We start from the raw sequence: 14,073 nt of genomic DNA on the forward strand, positions 1-14,073 counted from the left end.
ACCCAAACCAAGCAATTCGTGTCATTGCAGCCATGAATCCTGATGCGGGTGCAGAATCTAGACCGTTTTGCAAACGATAAATTCTGGGGCGTACGTATAGAAGTGGTGGGTCATCCCAATGTCAGTGAAGCGACATTACGCAGATTACTAGAACTTAAACTCAGTAACGGGGCGTAGTACATCATGCCGCGCATGAAAAATTGGTCGAGCGAGGTGTAGTATTTGGTGAAGATGGTATGTCAATTACCTAGCTCCATTCTATAATGATGGAACAAAAATCATACAAAATTAGGAGTCACAAATGCCTATAGAAAAAAGAATACTTCCAGCAATTGAAAAAAATAATATTCAAGAAATAACAATCAAAAAAGTAGAAAAGTTATTTAAATCACTTTCTGAAAGGCCTTCTGATTTCTATTCCGAAGAAAGAGTAGATCAATCACCGCAAGAGCGAGAAGAACTTTAACACCATTTCTTACAAAAATGACACCATCATTTTTCAAAATAGACAGTAGACATACATCAAAATTAGGCTATACTTTGTTCACCATTTCTAAAACCTATGGAGAACAAAAATGGTTACTGCTGGCGAAAAACCCGGAACAGGCTTCTATTTTTGTGTCCAATGCGGACATCGCGTTTACTTAGAAATTGGTACAGATCGTTTACCCCCGTGTACCAAATGCCTTGGCAACCAATTTAACAGCAAAATTGCCTAAGCAGCACAGATAAAACAGTTATCCTCTGTTTTAAATAAAAGCCCTATCACTTGATAGGGCTTTTTGTTAATTTAGAAATAGTTTCAAAATATAAAAGAAAATGAAGGCAGGGAAATGATTATGGAAATAATCCTGAGCTTATGTATTGGTATCGGTTTAAGTGCAGCATGTGGCTTTCGTGTATTTGTCCCGCTATTTGTCATGAGTATTGCATCACTTACGGGATGGTTTGAACCGATGCAAGGCTTTGAATGGTTGGCTATGCCATCTGTATGTATTGGTCTAGCAGTCGCGACACTCTGTGAAGTCGGCGCATATTACATACCATGGGTGGATAATGCCTTAGACACCATTGCGACACCTGCTGCGATGGTTGCAGGAACATTGACAACCATGGCAGTGAGTACTGGAGAAATGTCACAATTTGCAGGTTGGGCGGCTGCCATTATTGTCGGTGGTGGAACTGCAACAGCCGTCCAAATGAGTACAGTGGCTGCACGTGGCGTATCGACTGCAACAACAGGTGGATTAGGTAATTTTGTCGTCGCTACAGGTGAGTTGATTAGCGCGGTATTACTCTCAATTATGGCAATGGTTGTACCTGTATTTGTTGCTATAGCGGTACTGATTATGATTGTACTTGCAATACGCTGGATTCGTATAAAACGACAGGAAAATGCAGTCAGCCCTCTGTCTTAATCACATAAAATTGAACTATTTTTCAGATTTATTTAGATGAAAAATAGTTCAATGCTCATAATAAATTCAAAAATTAATGAATCTCAATTCGTGTAGTGACTTTGATTTTTCTACACTCTCTATCGCCTTCCACTAAACTTCTGATTTTAAAATCATAAAAACGAACTTCTCGATTTTGCATCGCAAATTGTTCAGGGGTTTTGATTTCTAAACATTGAAAAGGACGCAAATTTTTCAAAATTTCTTTTTGCTTATCAGTTATTTGTTGAGTCGAAAGATATACATAGCCTTTGGTGGTTCTCAATAAAACATCATTGGCTTGCAACTCACTTGAACTGGTTAATTTTACAATATGCGTTTTTAAGAGTTTGCATGAACTAAGACATAAGGTGGTGAATAAAATCAACAGAACAGTTTTTGTTTTCATTGCCAAGCTATTTTATTTAAACATTTAGAATACTTTACAGTAAAACGACTAAAACCAGTAAGACTTCATAGCATGAGCGCAAAATAATCAATCTAAAGGTCATATTCGGTAAATTCTTCAAAGAACAAATAAAATCATAAGATGATTTGAATCGTTTTGATTGGATAAGGTTTATGGACTTTTTAATATATCGTTAAGTAAAAAATGAATGAAAAGTGTGCTAAAAAAGATTGATGTTATCTATAAATTATTCTAATTTTATAAAATAGTCGTGATAAAACTCAACTCATTTTAAATGGATTTTGATGCGAAAAATATACTATGTCAGTGAATCTATTCGATTTACTATGGGGGGAGGCTTTTTGTTTACTTTGATGGCAATAGGTCTTGTTCTTCTTACCATTCTGACATTTCTTCACGAGCATAATGGAATGGGAGTAGCTGAATATATTCAGAAAAATTTAGTACTTCTAGTATTTTCAGGAATAGTAATTGGTTTTTTCTTATTCTGTGCTATTTATTGCTTTTTAACGGGTGCAGGAAAATATCGTATCGATAGCGAGGGCTTGCAATACAAAAATGGTTCTACCCATAGAGTAATCAAATAGCAAGAAATTCAACGAATTGAGACAGATGGTTTTGGTACATTGATGATCCATGCACCCAATAAAAGATTTATGTTCTCCTTACTTGCAGTACAGCAATCTCAGAGTTTTGATGAGCCATTTCATTTGAATTATCAATCAATATTAGCGTCCTTTGCAGAAGTATTGCGATTTAGTGGAATGCTAAAGCAGAAAGAAATAAGCCCTTACGCAGAGGAAGTTGGTGCTTTTATTGTTGAAAAACTTGAGCAGCTTCGAATTGAGCTTGAATACAATACGAGATGCGGTTTTAAGTGGAATAAGAATGTAAAAGCAACAAATGAAAAGTTTGAATAAAGGTCATCGTTTAACAAAAGAAAAATTTAAAAAGGATAGAGAATGGAAAATCAAGCAACTAAAAAAGGTTTCTTTAATCAGGGTTTATCTACATCGGCATATTTGATGTGTGGCTGGCCATTCATTTTAGTATTTGTGGGTGGAGCAATCGGTGGTGGTTTAGCTGCTTTAGCGTACTATATCAATCTGAAAATTTATAAATCTAATTTATCAAATGCTTATAAAGTTATTTTAAACATTCTGACAGGAATCACAGCAATGATCGTGTGGTTTCTGATCGCTATTTCTATACGTGTATATTTTCAACAGTGAACATTTGCTGTGGTTTCAGCGATTGTTTTTAGCTAATCTAAGTTAAATATTTTGAGAATAAGAAAATGATGAAATCAGAACTTCTCAGCTTATGCCTTGTATGGTCTTCTCTATTTTTTGTTTCAGAAACGGTTTGCGCTGAGCCGTTGACAGCTGAACAAATCAAACTGCAAAAAGATAAAATCAAATATAAAGCTTATGTTCCTAAAACATATCATTTATTTGAAGCGATCGAAGGCGATTTAAATCAAGATGGACTCAACGATTTAGTACTTATTGTAAAAGCGACTGATCCGAGCCAATGGGTAAATCATGAGTATCGAGGAAAGCTGGATCGAAATCGACGAGGTATTATTGTCTTATTCAATCAAAAAGGATCATATAAAAAAGTCGTTCAAAATTTATCATGCTTTAGTTCTGAGAACGAAGAAGGTGGCGTGTATTTCGCACCTGACTTATGGTTTGAGATTAAAAATAACGTCTTAAATATTAACTATGCACATGGTCGATACGGTGCTTGGGGGTATAGCTTTAGATTAGAAAATAATGATATGCGTTTAATTGGTTATGAGGACAGTGATAATCATGGCCCTTATGTCGAGAGTCAAACCAGTATCAATTTTTCAACCGCTAAAAAATTAGTTCGGGAAAATCTCAATCAAGACCCTGAAGGTGAGCCACGATTTAAAGAGACTTGGACGAAAATTAAGCTTAAACCGATTTTTCTTTCAGAGATAAAAGATTTTGATGAATTGAATATGCCATAGCTCAATTTTGAAATAGTTAGATTTGATCACAAATTATTCAAATGTTGAGACTTTTGTGATTTAATTTTTGATTAAAATACGACCAAAGTCGTATATGTGAATATTTAATTATAATAAAATCAGTGTTAATAATTACTCATAATATTAAAAACACACGGAGTAGGTGAAATAATGAAAACATTTGAAGTCGAAATCAGCTTACCTGCGCAAGGTCATTTTCCAAGAACAGAATCCTTTGAAACAAGTGATGTTACTCAGATTCAGGCTAAATTTTATAGCATCCAATGGCGACGCATTTTCCTCACGCAACTTCAATTAGAAAGTGCAGAAGTTTCATTTGCCGTAGTGGATGTCGATACTCAACAGTATTTAGCGATTCAATTGAACACACAATCCACCAAGGCGGAACCTGTCTTTGAAATCGACAGTAATATTCAAATGGTTGTGGAAAACAAAGAATTTTTTGGAATGTTTACTCGTAAAAAACAATATGAATTGATTTATAAAAATTTGACTCAAAGTCAAGTTTCCGAACAATTAGACTTATTTCTAAAAGGAAATATTGAACGAATGACTGAACAATATAAGCAATTGCTGCATAAGAAAATGTTGCAAGAGCACCGTATGACTTAACTATTTTTTCATTGAATAAGTTGAGATTTCTGATCGATAAGGGGGTTAAAAGCCTCCTTATTTCAAGCAAAGCGGATATTGTTGGATCAAGCAATGAAGTGGAATAAACAACAAAAACTGAAAATATAAAGCAAGTCGTTAAAATATAACATTTGGATAAATGAATCACAAATATGTATTTAAAATCAATGAGTAATTTTAAATTTTTTCTTAAAATTACTATGAATTATGATGAGTCTTGTTAAACTAGGACGAGGCCATAAGGACATGAGTCATAAAAAAAATGAGTACATTTAATCTTCAAATCCAATCACCCAATGCAAGTCTAAATGATGAAATGCAAGAAAGTCATGATCTTGATATTGCATCTATTCTTGAAAAATTTGAAAAGATAAATTGGCGTCAACAACGTGTTTTACAACTTCAAATGAATGGTAAAAACTCGGTTTTTAATGTTGTGCATCAAGCATCTGATCAATATTTAAAAATCACTTTAAATGCTTTTTCTAAGTCAGAACAATTCGAATTCAAGATCGAAAGTAATATTCAACTGATCTTTCCGCAACGTGAATTATTTGGGCTTATGACTCGGAAACATAAAGAATCGTTTTTAATTAAACAAGGCAGCCTTGAGCAAGCTCAACAAAGTTTGCAAGCTTTTGTAAATCAAGATAAGCAGCAATTAGAAAATATCTATTTGAAGAGTAAAGAGAAATCTGTTTTAGAAGCATCTTAAACTTGATGTTATGTTTTTGCATTTGTACATGTAGTTTTTAAAAATTAGGTGAAGGATTTAAGTGGTTACTTGTAATCAATTTGCATGTAATCGGTTTGCTTGTAATTGGTTTCAATCTATCTCAGTCATGTTCGCATTGTCATTTTTATTTTTGAATGCTGATCTGGAAATAAAATTTAAGAAGTCTCAATAAATTTTCCATTTTTGGTGGCTTTTATGAAATAAAAAATCACTATTTTAGCCTCAAAGATAAAAAATCCTAAGTTTTGCTGTTTTTGAGAAAAATTTTTCTGAAAATGGCTGTAATTGGTAAATCTTAGGGAAATAATCCCGAGGCACTTTGGTTAAAGTATGTTTCAAGGGTGTGATAGGGATCGAAAAGAGCAGATTGCTACCAGTTGCGTATAACGTGAGTGTAGTACTTACCCAAAAGGTCTCGATTCGGCTTAGGACGCTATAGATCAAAAGTTTATAGGCAATAGGGTTAGAACTTACAAAGTTTTAATAGTTGAAGTAAACCAACACATGTTTTCCCTGACACCCCCAAAAATTTTTAAAGTATAAGAAAACAAAAACATAGCAAAACAAAAAACATATAAATATTGATACAGTTTGGACAAGACAAGTCCAGCTTAAAATATTACAGTGATGTTAAGTAAATGGATTTACGAGCGGGGGAAATAATGAATTTGATCACTCAATTTGAAAACATACTCTCAAATAATGTATTTCTACGTCGTATAATTTTATTGCTTATTATCGCCGTGTGGGGAATGATCGATCTTGCAACAGGCTATGAATATTCATTCTCAGTGTTCTATCTTATCCCTGTTTCAATTGCTGCTTGGTATGATAATAAATACATCACGATGCTCACGATTATTTTATCTGCATTGACTTGGCTTTATGCAGACTATAGTGCTGGACATCATTATTCAAATTCAATTATTCCTTATTGGAATGCCTGTGCTCGGTTGGGCTTTTTCAGTGTTGTTGCTTTCTTATTGTTTAAAATAAAAAGAAGTTTGTCAGAAATGACGTTAATGGCAATGAAAGACTCTTTAACTTTATTGAATAATACTCGTGCTTTTAATATTGAATATCAGATGCTTAAGAGAAGACATTCTAAAAAAGATCAAACTCTTGCAGTAGGGATCATTGACCTTGATGGTTTTAAATCGGTTAATGATACCTATGGGCACAGTAAGGGTGACGATGTATTAGTAGAGTTTGCACATGTATTAAAAGAAACTACACGTATGAATGATGTCGTGGCGCGCATGGGTGGAGATGAATTTGTGGTGATTTTACAAGATACAAACTCACAAGGCATTGAAGACTATGCAAAAAGATTAAGAAATAAATTCTTGCTCAGTGGTTTAAAACAACAGTATGGCGTTGATTTTAGTATGGGAATTCAGGTTTATGCGGAGTTGCCAGATAACTTAGATGAAGCAACGCATCAAGCAGACCAATTGATGTATCAGTCAAAAGCTCGGGGTAAGTCACAAACAACTATTTTCGCACAGATTTAAATACGATCATAAATGATCATATTTAAAATATCCTAAAATTTATAGTGCCTGAATACTAAATATCTTGCTGCACAATTGCTTGGCTTGCTTCTTTTAAATGATACAAAAGTTGCCCGAGCAATACATCTCTTGAGCTGAGTGTAACGATGATCATCGGGTGTTTTACACAAGGGACTGAGGTCAAAATGGCTTTACCATTTTCAGCATCTAAAGTCACACTTTGACAACCTGTTAAATTAATTTCCCCTAAAAAAGCGCTGACCATTGCCAAAATTGAACTACTCACAGCAGCAAGTTTGCTGGAGTGGAACTGGTGACGTTTACTGATTGACGCTAATTCAAAACCATCCGTTGAACAGATCATGATGAATTCAATATTATTCACATTGCTTAGGATGTGTTGAATCTGTGTTTTGGCAAATGCAACCAAAGTAGCTGGGGCTGTACGTGTTTCAAGTGCATTGATCATAAAGATTCCTATAAATACTTTGTTTCTAAAGAGATAATGAGTGTTTCTAGTAGTAATAAAACGTCAGCTTTTTTACGTGCATCGATAAAGAAAATAGGAAAATTTAAATTTCTATCCATGAGTGATTGTCTATATTGATGTGTTGATATGCTTATAGCTTCATCAATATGGGTAATCCCAATCACAATATTTTCACTGTATTGCCTAAAGGTATCTAGATAATAATTTAATTCCTCTAATGGTGTTTCCAAACTGTGATCAATCAGTACGATGGTTCCAATTGCACCTTTGCAAATCACACCCCACATAAAATCAAAACGACCTTGACCTGGCGTGCCATAGAGTCCAACTTTATTGCCATCGTCTAAAGTAATTTCACCATAATCGATTCCAACCGTCGTGTTGAGTTTTTTGTGGCTATGGTCATCCGTATTAAATGCCTCTGTTGCAAGGACTGGAACTTCGGATAATGATTTTATGGCTTCCGTTTTACCAGCTCCCATTGAGCCAGCAAAAACAATTTTATATTTTTGAATAATCATGATGAGCCTCAATATTAGAATTTAAATCTACTTTTTAATTTTCCAAAAAAACTTTTTAAAAAACCTTGGTTCTCAGTTTGATTTTCTGTTTCAGAGGGTTTATTAAACTGACAATCTTTAGTTGGAATTATTTCAACATTATTGATGGCGAAATTTGCAGCAATAAAATGTTGTACAGTTTGAACCGAAATATTTAACTTATTCGCAACGTGTTGTATTTCTGCACCTAAAATAAAACATCCAGAAAGTTGCAATAATATTTTTTTATCAGCCATATTCGGTTGAGGCCAAAACTTTAAACGATAAGATTTATCTTGTGACGGAATCGTGATTATATTTGGGTTTTGCCAAATTAAATTAAATAACCAGTTTTCTAAATTGTGATGTTGTTTACGAGATACTTTAATAAAGTCTGTAGTATTCGCTGCTGTATATTGTATGGAAAGATCAGTTCTATAAGCCTCACGTGTTGGCTCCAACCATGCTAAATGTGCATGATGATCAATAATGGCCAAAGTACCAAATTGATCATTAATCAGGATTTTACGAATGTCTTGTTGGTAAATATTAGTAAAAAAATCTATTTCTTTAGCATCCACAGCAACTTTCAAATCAGTATCAATATGATCAAGTATAAGCGCTGGTTTTTGTTCAGGTTGGTTGGAGGAGTGATTGAGTAATTTAATATTGACCCAATCTTTGAGTGTAAGTTCATCATTGATGGGAAAGCACAGCAAATTTTCGTCAGTGCTTCCATCTTGATCACTATGTTTTGAAATTTTTAAATAAGGTATTTTTTTACTCTGAATAATATTTTGAATATTATCATGTTCAAAGAAATGCTCATTAATTAAAATGCAGTTTATGTTTTGATCGGAAATATTTGTCCAATTTATACCAATATTATTGGGCAAGAGTTTTCTCAACCTTATTTTGAGTTCATCTGAGGTGGTTAAACCTAAGCCCGAGATTGCGATATTGATACATTGATTGTTCATAATACCACTTATCTTTGATTAAAAATTCCAAGGTGTATGTTAACTAAAATTGTTTAGTAAAATTAATTGCAAATTTGCTCTTTTTAATAAAATTAACTTATACGGTTTTTGTTCAAATATTGGTAAATATGACTATTTTATTACCTCCACCATTATTTTTTTAAATAAATTATTAATGCAATATTAATAGTTTATCTTTTTTCTTGTCTTAAATTAACATTGCTTATTATCAGAAATCTACAAGCTGTTGACATTAAATTGATTAGTTATTTGATATAATAAAATACAAATTAAGTATGCTTTAATTTTTGATGAAAATTTTGTATTAAAACTCTATATTCTGATTATATTGGTGATTTTAATCACGTGTAATAGTTATATTTACTTAAGTAGTTTCTTAATGAAAAAAAGCGATCATAGAGACCGCTTTTAATAGTTTATCGATTAAAACTTTAGTTTTAAGCAAAAATCTTGGTTGCTGCTTCATAAAGAATATATAAAACGACCAATGCAACGATTGGTTCTGCAATTTTTGCCCAAGTTGGATGAACTGTTTGTACATTAACAGCATCATGGTGATCTGTGTGAGCATCAGTTTTTTGAACATTGACCATTTGATTAAACTCTTTCATCGTTTCCTCTAATGATACCTCTTCTTCGAGGACAGGTTGAGAGCCAATCAGTTCTACAAGTTCATTTGTTGACCAAACCCAATCTTTAGCTTGCCCTGACAAGTGTTCGATTTGACCAATGACCAGTTCTCGTAAGCCTCTTTTACCTAAACTTCCTGCTGTATCTAATTGTTTCAATTCAGCGATTTGTAATTCGAGAATTTCAGTCGTAGCTGATTCAAGTAGAGACTTATCTAAACTGGATAGATTTTGTTTGGATGTTGTAAGATGCCGAGCAATTTCTTGGGTATGAAGATGATCTTGCGATAGGATTTCTTGATACAACGCATCATCATTTTGACGCCACAAACTGATCAGTTTTCCTAGAGTCAACGCATTGATTTCTTCAATATGAATCTTACGTTGCTCAGGCTCCAATTGAGATAAGAGCTGAGGCTTTTGAATCTTAATCTGCTCAGCAAAGTATTGTACGAGATCAAAAGCCATCTGATTTTCCTTTTTCTATTCTAAAATTCTTAAACTTGGTTTTTTCTTGGGTGTATCTGTAGTGGTTTCTGATGGTTCACTACTATTTGATTTTAAAGCATCTTCATCCATTTGCACATTGGCATATTCGTCAGGATCAAAGAATAAACCTTGTCCATTTTCACGTGCATATAATCCTAATACAGCATTCAGAGGTACATAAATATCTTTAGATGCTCCACCAAAACGAGCAGAGAAAGTTACCGCCTCATTGCTCATATTTAACATGTGTACAGCATGAGGGACAATATTTAAAACGATTTGTCCATCTTGTACGAACTGTTGTGGCACATCGGTATAGGGTTTGGTCGCATCGACCAACAGGTAAGGTGTTAAATTGTTATCACAAATCCATTCATAAATTGCACGTACAAGATATGGTCGAGTGGGGGTTACATTTAACTCTTGTTCAGACATTCGAAAATACTCTATTGATTTGCAATCTAAGGCGTTGTCAAAAATTCACTATATCGGTTCTTCTCTCGCAAAGTCATTGACTTTGAAAAAGCCGGTCGGGCAAAAATCCGCTGACAATACAAAAAAATTGGACGGCATTGCTGTTTAGGCAACTCAATACCCATATGCTTTAACCGTATGAAAATTGGCGCTAACATGCAATCTAAAATTGTAAAGTTTTCAGACATAAAATAAGGATAGTGCTGAAAAAGTGGTGTGAGCGAGATTAAGGTATCTCTTAATTGCTTTTGTGCCTTTTTACTTGCAGCGACATCTAAAGTATCGGGATGGCGTAGCATAATATCTGCAAGTCTTAACCAGTCTTGTTCTAAACGCCAAATATATTGCCTTTGTTCTGCTCGTGGAGCAGGAGCATCCGCATATAACTTATTTTGTCGATAACGATCATCGATATATTCAGAAATAATTGCAGTATTAAAAAGCTTTAAGTCATTTTCAATGAGCATTGGGAGTTGATTGTATGGATTTAAACTTGCTAAATCCTCATCATCTTCTTCAACAATAATTAAATGATGTTTAATCTGTTTTTCGGTGAGTAGAAATCTAATCCAGTGTGAACGAAAGTCATCCTCGTGGCTATACAACGTAATCCCTTGCTGAGGTGCATTTTCGACTGACATATTCCAAAAACTTGGTTAAGTGAATAGAGTAGAATACTAAAAATAGACAATAAAATCATCTTAACTTTAATATGTTTATGATAAGTATCAATCTAAAAATAGAATTCAAAATTGGGGTGTAATCATGAGTTCAGTGAAAAATTTAATGAAATCAATCGTTATTGTATTTTTAATGATGAATATTTCAAATGCCTATGCGAAAAAGCAGCAATCAGCTGATCATGTAGAAGAAGCTCAAGCTGCTGTTTCTACTGTAGATGCTGCATGTATAGCTGATCAAGCTTGTGATGTTGCAGCAGCAGTGCCAGAGGATGAAATGTATGGGGGAATAAAACAAGAATACATAGTGAAGGGATGTAAGGTCACAATTTATAATGATGGGCCCGTGAAAATGGTTGATGAAAAGACAGATGAGCCGTGCGATGCACCACTTCCGAAAGATCATCAATTCTCTAAATCGAAAGAGGTAGGTACATATCAAGAAAATGATTGCATCATCACCGAACAGATCGGTATGGATAGTGCTGCTGATGCGACAATGGATTGTTCAAACAGAGATCAATAGAAATAACGTTTAAAACTAAAAAGTAATCGATGCGACTAAAATATTGATAAATAATTCTGAAGAAAAATAAGATATAAAAAAACCTCGGAAAATTCCGAGGTTTTTGTCCGATTCGGTAAACGAATTAACGTTTAGAGAATTGAGGACGTTTACGAGCTTTACGTAAACCAAGTTTCTTACGTTCAACTTCACGAGCATCACGAGTAACGAAACCAGCTTGACGAAGAGCAGGTTTTAAAGTCTCATCAGAAGCGATCAATGCACGAGTAATACCGTGACGGATTGCGCCTGCTTGACCACCAATACCACCACCAGCAACAGTGATGTAAAGGTCGTACTTTTCAGTTACGTCTAAAAGCTCAAGTGGTTGACGAACAACCATACGAGCAGTTTCACGACCGAAGTACTGTTCAAGAGTACGATTGTTGATTACGAGTTTACCAGTACCAGCTGATAGGAAAACACGTGCAGTTGCGGTCTTACGGCGACCTGTACCATAATTAGTAGCCATGTGCAGTATCCCTTAGATGTCCAAAACTTGTGGCTGTTGCGCAGCATGCGGATGCTCAGTACCAGCATACACTTTCATTTTTTTGATCATTGCATAACCAAGAGGACCTTTTGGCAACATACCTTTAACTGCTTTTTCAAGAACAGCTTCAGGTTTATGAGCAATTAACTTCTCGAAGTTAGTCTCACGGATACCACCAGGGAAACCAGTATGGCGATAGTATTTCTTATCAAGTGATTTTTTACCAGTCACTTGAACTTGCTCTGCATTGATAACAACGATGTAGTCACCAGTGTCAACGTGCGGAGTATAAGAAGTTTTGTGCTTACCGCGTAAACGACGAGCGATTTCAGTCGCAAGGCGACCTAAAGTTTTGCCAGAAGCATCAACAACGTACCAGTCGTGTTGAACTTCAGCAGGCTTAGCGCTGAGAGTTTTCATTAAACCACTACCTATTATAGTTGGTTTGGACTATGGAAGCTGTCCAAACAAAAAGGAGAGCAAATTCTATCTGAAAATGAATAGAATCACAATCGAAATATAGAATTTCAGGTGCTAAATTATAGACGACTGCTTAATATTTAACTAGTACTTTATTTATGCGTTATGATCATTTTTTTGATTAAAAGATATTCGTGAAATTTCAAATGATTGGGCGTTGTTGATATTTCATCGATGGCTTATATTCTCGGTTAACGTTGAGTAAAAGACCACGGGTCAATAGCCCTTGCGTGGGGGGATTAGAATAAATACAGATAAGAGTAGTGATAAGGCTCTTTCTTTTATTGTGCTATTCCTTTGGTTATCACGACGTTTTCTAATCACTGTTTTTGTGCTTTTTATAATTGGATTATAATTTATGTTGTGATTTTTATAGCTTATTTAAATGGCTTATTCTCACAACGATTTCGATGCTAAAAATGATAATGTACAAAAATAATTTCTTAGATTAGGTACACTAGTTATCTTGAAACATATTTAAAAGGTTAGTCATGCTTCCTTTATATATCACCAGTGGTGAACCCGCAGGAATCGGCCCAGATATTTGTTTAGGTTTGGCTGACCGTATCGATGAGCGCCCAATCGTGGTTTTGGCCGATCTCGAGATGCTGAAACAACGTGCAGAAATTTTAAAACTGAAGATAGAGTTTGTTGAATACAGCGGGCAAAACGAATCTTCTGCCCACGGTGAACTTTATGTGGAGCATGTGCCAGTCAATCAAAATGTCATTCTTGGTGAATTAAATCCTCAAAATTCAGCTTATGTTTTGGAGCAATTGCGCCGTTCTGCTGATTATGCCATGTCAGGTAAAAGTGTCGGTGTTGCAACGGCACCTGTACAAAAGTCAGTGATTAATGATGCAGGAATTCATTTCAGTGGTCATACTGAATATTATCAAGAGTATGCTGGTGTAGATCGTGTTGTGATGATGCTGGCAACTAAAACATTAAGAGTTGCATTAGCGACCACACATTTACCTTTACGTGATGTTGCAAACGCGATCACTAAAGAGCGATTGCATCAAGTCATTGATATTCTAATTCATGATTTAAAAACTAAATTTAAAATCAACCATCCACGCATTTTGGTTTGTGGTTTAAATCCACATGCGGGAGAGGGTGGTTATTTGGGATATGAGGAAATTGATACCATCAATCCTGTATTGGAAGATTATCGTGCGCAAGGCATTGATATGAGTTTGAGTATGCCAGCAGATACCTTATTTACCCCTGAAAATTTGAAAAATGCAGATGCCGTTTTAGCGATGTATCACGATCAAGGTTTACCTGTGTTAAAATCTCAAGGATTCGGTGAAGCCATTAACATTACTTTAGGTTTGCCATTTATTCGGACATCAGTCGATCATGGAACAGCGCTCTCCCTCGCAGGTACTGGCCTTGCAAAAGGTTCAAGTTTGCATGTTGCTGTCGATTTAGCACTTGATCTTGCTCGCAATTAATTCA

22 protein-coding genes are annotated in these 14,073 nt (G+C 34.8%); 13 read left to right on the top strand and 9 right to left on the bottom strand.

The window, feature by feature from the left end:
- The first annotated feature begins 42 nt into the window (after positions 1-42).
- From CDA10_RS17110 to CDA10_RS11690, 4 genes are all read left to right on the top strand, one after another.
- Positions 43-177: a hypothetical protein gene (locus tag CDA10_RS17110; RefSeq protein WP_267284019.1), complete on the top strand. Its 135-nt coding sequence runs from the start codon at positions 43-45 to the stop codon at positions 175-177.
- Between the two features lie 124 nt (positions 178-301).
- Positions 302-466: a hypothetical protein gene (locus CDA10_RS16830; protein WP_157909357.1), complete on the top strand. Its 165-nt coding sequence runs from the start codon at positions 302-304 to the stop codon at positions 464-466.
- 109 nt (positions 467-575) lie between these two features.
- On the top strand, positions 576-719 hold the full coding sequence (locus CDA10_RS11685) for a zinc ribbon-containing protein (protein ID WP_075316410.1): 144 nt from the start codon (positions 576-578) through the stop codon (positions 717-719).
- Positions 720-839: 120 nt separating this feature from the next.
- Entirely contained in the window at positions 840-1,418 is a 579-nt protein-coding gene (locus tag CDA10_RS11690) for a DUF4126 domain-containing protein (protein ID WP_089605773.1), read from the top strand.
- 73 nt (positions 1,419-1,491) lie between these two features.
- Here the strand turns inward: CDA10_RS11690 and CDA10_RS11695 are convergent, their stop codons facing one another.
- Positions 1,492-1,845 (bottom strand): hypothetical protein, encoded by a 354-nt coding sequence (locus tag CDA10_RS11695; protein WP_089605774.1) that lies wholly within the window; start codon positions 1,843-1,845, stop codon positions 1,492-1,494.
- A 305-nt stretch (positions 1,846-2,150) separates the two neighbouring features.
- Between CDA10_RS11695 and CDA10_RS11700 the strand changes: the two genes are divergently transcribed.
- The 7 genes from CDA10_RS11700 (at position 2,151) to CDA10_RS11730 (ending at position 6,769) form a co-directional block, all read left to right on the top strand.
- The gene (locus CDA10_RS11700) at positions 2,151-2,453 is read left to right on the top strand and encodes a hypothetical protein (protein ID WP_089605775.1); all 303 of its coding nucleotides are present in this window, start codon (positions 2,151-2,153) and stop codon (positions 2,451-2,453) included.
- Positions 2,454-2,495: 42 nt separating this feature from the next.
- On the top strand, positions 2,496-2,786 hold the full coding sequence (locus tag CDA10_RS11705) for a hypothetical protein (RefSeq protein WP_089605776.1): 291 nt from the start codon (positions 2,496-2,498) through the stop codon (positions 2,784-2,786).
- A 42-nt stretch (positions 2,787-2,828) separates the two neighbouring features.
- Positions 2,829-3,098, top strand: coding sequence for a hypothetical protein (locus CDA10_RS11710; protein ID WP_089605777.1), 270 nt, complete (start codon positions 2,829-2,831; stop codon positions 3,096-3,098).
- A 65-nt stretch (positions 3,099-3,163) separates the two neighbouring features.
- Positions 3,164-3,865, top strand: a complete 702-nt coding sequence (locus CDA10_RS11715; RefSeq protein WP_089605778.1) for a hypothetical protein — start codon at positions 3,164-3,166, stop codon at positions 3,863-3,865.
- Positions 3,866-4,036: 171 nt separating this feature from the next.
- On the top strand, positions 4,037-4,498 hold the full coding sequence (locus CDA10_RS11720; RefSeq protein ID WP_089605779.1) for a hypothetical protein: 462 nt from the start codon (positions 4,037-4,039) through the stop codon (positions 4,496-4,498).
- A gap of 283 nt (positions 4,499-4,781) precedes the next feature.
- Positions 4,782-5,234 carry a hypothetical protein gene (locus CDA10_RS11725; RefSeq protein WP_089605780.1) on the top strand — a complete coding sequence of 151 codons (453 nt, stop codon included), beginning with the start codon at positions 4,782-4,784 and terminating at the stop codon, positions 5,232-5,234.
- A 683-nt stretch (positions 5,235-5,917) separates the two neighbouring features.
- On the top strand, positions 5,918-6,769 hold the full coding sequence (locus CDA10_RS11730) for a GGDEF domain-containing protein (protein ID WP_089605781.1): 852 nt from the start codon (positions 5,918-5,920) through the stop codon (positions 6,767-6,769).
- 55 nt (positions 6,770-6,824) lie between these two features.
- Here CDA10_RS11730 and CDA10_RS11735 read toward each other — a convergent pair whose 3' ends face one another.
- The 6 genes from CDA10_RS11735 to CDA10_RS11760 form a co-directional block, all read right to left on the bottom strand.
- Complete coding sequence (locus CDA10_RS11735; protein WP_171333991.1) at positions 6,825-7,244, bottom strand: roadblock/LC7 domain-containing protein; 420 nt, start codon at positions 7,242-7,244, stop codon at positions 6,825-6,827.
- Positions 7,245-7,246: 2 nt separating this feature from the next.
- Positions 7,247-7,780 (bottom strand): GTP-binding protein, encoded by a 534-nt coding sequence (locus tag CDA10_RS11740; RefSeq protein WP_089605783.1) that lies wholly within the window; start codon positions 7,778-7,780, stop codon positions 7,247-7,249.
- A 14-nt stretch (positions 7,781-7,794) separates the two neighbouring features.
- Positions 7,795-8,778 carry a hypothetical protein gene (locus tag CDA10_RS11745; RefSeq protein WP_089605784.1) on the bottom strand — a complete coding sequence of 328 codons (984 nt, stop codon included), beginning with the start codon at positions 8,776-8,778 and terminating at the stop codon, positions 7,795-7,797.
- 458 nt (positions 8,779-9,236) lie between these two features.
- Positions 9,237-9,896, bottom strand: a complete 660-nt coding sequence (locus CDA10_RS11750; protein ID WP_089605785.1) for a hypothetical protein — start codon at positions 9,894-9,896, stop codon at positions 9,237-9,239.
- Between the two features lie 15 nt (positions 9,897-9,911).
- A complete protein-coding gene (locus tag CDA10_RS11755; protein WP_089605786.1) occupies positions 9,912-10,352 on the bottom strand; it encodes a ClpXP protease specificity-enhancing factor in 441 nt (146 codons plus the stop codon).
- A gap of 26 nt (positions 10,353-10,378) precedes the next feature.
- The gene (locus CDA10_RS11760; RefSeq protein WP_089605787.1) at positions 10,379-11,032 is read right to left on the bottom strand and encodes a glutathione S-transferase N-terminal domain-containing protein; all 654 of its coding nucleotides are present in this window, start codon (positions 11,030-11,032) and stop codon (positions 10,379-10,381) included.
- 124 nt (positions 11,033-11,156) lie between these two features.
- Here CDA10_RS11760 and CDA10_RS11765 point away from each other — a divergent pair, with 124 nt between their 5' ends.
- Positions 11,157-11,597, top strand: a complete 441-nt coding sequence (locus tag CDA10_RS11765) for a hypothetical protein (RefSeq protein ID WP_089605788.1) — start codon at positions 11,157-11,159, stop codon at positions 11,595-11,597.
- Between the two features lie 124 nt (positions 11,598-11,721).
- Here CDA10_RS11765 and rpsI read toward each other — a convergent pair whose 3' ends face one another.
- Positions 11,722-12,108: a 30S ribosomal protein S9 gene (rpsI, locus tag CDA10_RS11770; protein WP_004829853.1), complete on the bottom strand. Its 387-nt coding sequence runs from the start codon at positions 12,106-12,108 to the stop codon at positions 11,722-11,724.
- Positions 12,109-12,120: 12 nt separating this feature from the next.
- Positions 12,121-12,549, bottom strand: coding sequence for a 50S ribosomal protein L13 (rplM, locus tag CDA10_RS11775; protein ID WP_002117832.1), 429 nt, complete (start codon positions 12,547-12,549; stop codon positions 12,121-12,123).
- A 551-nt stretch (positions 12,550-13,100) separates the two neighbouring features.
- On the opposite strand from rplM, the gene pdxA reads away from it, so the two are divergent.
- Positions 13,101-14,069: a 4-hydroxythreonine-4-phosphate dehydrogenase PdxA gene (gene pdxA / locus CDA10_RS11780; protein WP_089605789.1), complete on the top strand. Its 969-nt coding sequence runs from the start codon at positions 13,101-13,103 to the stop codon at positions 14,067-14,069.
- Positions 14,070-14,073: the final 4 nt, after the last annotated feature.

It is taken from the genome of Acinetobacter piscicola (genome assembly GCF_002233755.1).
Lineage (GTDB): Bacteria > Pseudomonadota > Gammaproteobacteria > Pseudomonadales > Moraxellaceae > Acinetobacter > Acinetobacter piscicola.

What these genes read in the sequence shown, in the direction of transcription:
- CDA10_RS11700 (WP_089605775.1), top strand. Translation starts at nt 2,151, where the DNA reads ATGCGAAAAATATACTATGTCAGTGAATCTATTCGATTTACTATGGGG.
- rplM (WP_002117832.1), bottom strand. Translation starts at nt 12,549, where the DNA reads ATGAAAACTCTCAGCGCTAAGCCTGCTGAAGTTCAACACGACTGGTAC.
- CDA10_RS11705 (WP_089605776.1), top strand. Translation starts at nt 2,496, where the DNA reads ATGATCCATGCACCCAATAAAAGATTTATGTTCTCCTTACTTGCAGTA.
- CDA10_RS11710 (WP_089605777.1), top strand. Translation starts at nt 2,829, where the DNA reads ATGGAAAATCAAGCAACTAAAAAAGGTTTCTTTAATCAGGGTTTATCT.
- CDA10_RS11765 (WP_089605788.1), top strand. Translation starts at nt 11,157, where the DNA reads ATGAGTTCAGTGAAAAATTTAATGAAATCAATCGTTATTGTATTTTTA.
- CDA10_RS11740 (WP_089605783.1), bottom strand. Translation starts at nt 7,780, where the DNA reads ATGATTATTCAAAAATATAAAATTGTTTTTGCTGGCTCAATGGGAGCT.
- CDA10_RS11750 (WP_089605785.1), bottom strand. Translation starts at nt 9,896, where the DNA reads ATGGCTTTTGATCTCGTACAATACTTTGCTGAGCAGATTAAGATTCAA.
- CDA10_RS11725 (WP_089605780.1), top strand. Translation starts at nt 4,782, where the DNA reads ATGAGTACATTTAATCTTCAAATCCAATCACCCAATGCAAGTCTAAAT.
- pdxA (WP_089605789.1), top strand. Translation starts at nt 13,101, where the DNA reads ATGCTTCCTTTATATATCACCAGTGGTGAACCCGCAGGAATCGGCCCA.
- CDA10_RS11760 (WP_089605787.1), bottom strand. Translation starts at nt 11,032, where the DNA reads ATGTCAGTCGAAAATGCACCTCAGCAAGGGATTACGTTGTATAGCCAC.
- CDA10_RS11695 (WP_089605774.1), bottom strand. Translation starts at nt 1,845, where the DNA reads ATGAAAACAAAAACTGTTCTGTTGATTTTATTCACCACCTTATGTCTT.
- rpsI (WP_004829853.1), bottom strand. Translation starts at nt 12,108, where the DNA reads ATGGCTACTAATTATGGTACAGGTCGCCGTAAGACCGCAACTGCACGT.
- CDA10_RS11745 (WP_089605784.1), bottom strand. Translation starts at nt 8,778, where the DNA reads ATGAACAATCAATGTATCAATATCGCAATCTCGGGCTTAGGTTTAACC.
- CDA10_RS11690 (WP_089605773.1), top strand. Translation starts at nt 840, where the DNA reads ATGGAAATAATCCTGAGCTTATGTATTGGTATCGGTTTAAGTGCAGCA.
- CDA10_RS16830 (WP_157909357.1), top strand. Translation starts at nt 302, where the DNA reads ATGCCTATAGAAAAAAGAATACTTCCAGCAATTGAAAAAAATAATATT.
- CDA10_RS11715 (WP_089605778.1), top strand. Translation starts at nt 3,164, where the DNA reads ATGATGAAATCAGAACTTCTCAGCTTATGCCTTGTATGGTCTTCTCTA.
- CDA10_RS11720 (WP_089605779.1), top strand. Translation starts at nt 4,037, where the DNA reads ATGAAAACATTTGAAGTCGAAATCAGCTTACCTGCGCAAGGTCATTTT.
- CDA10_RS17110 (WP_267284019.1), top strand. Translation starts at nt 43, where the DNA reads ATGCGGGTGCAGAATCTAGACCGTTTTGCAAACGATAAATTCTGGGGC.
- CDA10_RS11685 (WP_075316410.1), top strand. Translation starts at nt 576, where the DNA reads ATGGTTACTGCTGGCGAAAAACCCGGAACAGGCTTCTATTTTTGTGTC.
- CDA10_RS11755 (WP_089605786.1), bottom strand. Translation starts at nt 10,352, where the DNA reads ATGTCTGAACAAGAGTTAAATGTAACCCCCACTCGACCATATCTTGTA.
- CDA10_RS11730 (WP_089605781.1), top strand. Translation starts at nt 5,918, where the DNA reads ATGAATTTGATCACTCAATTTGAAAACATACTCTCAAATAATGTATTT.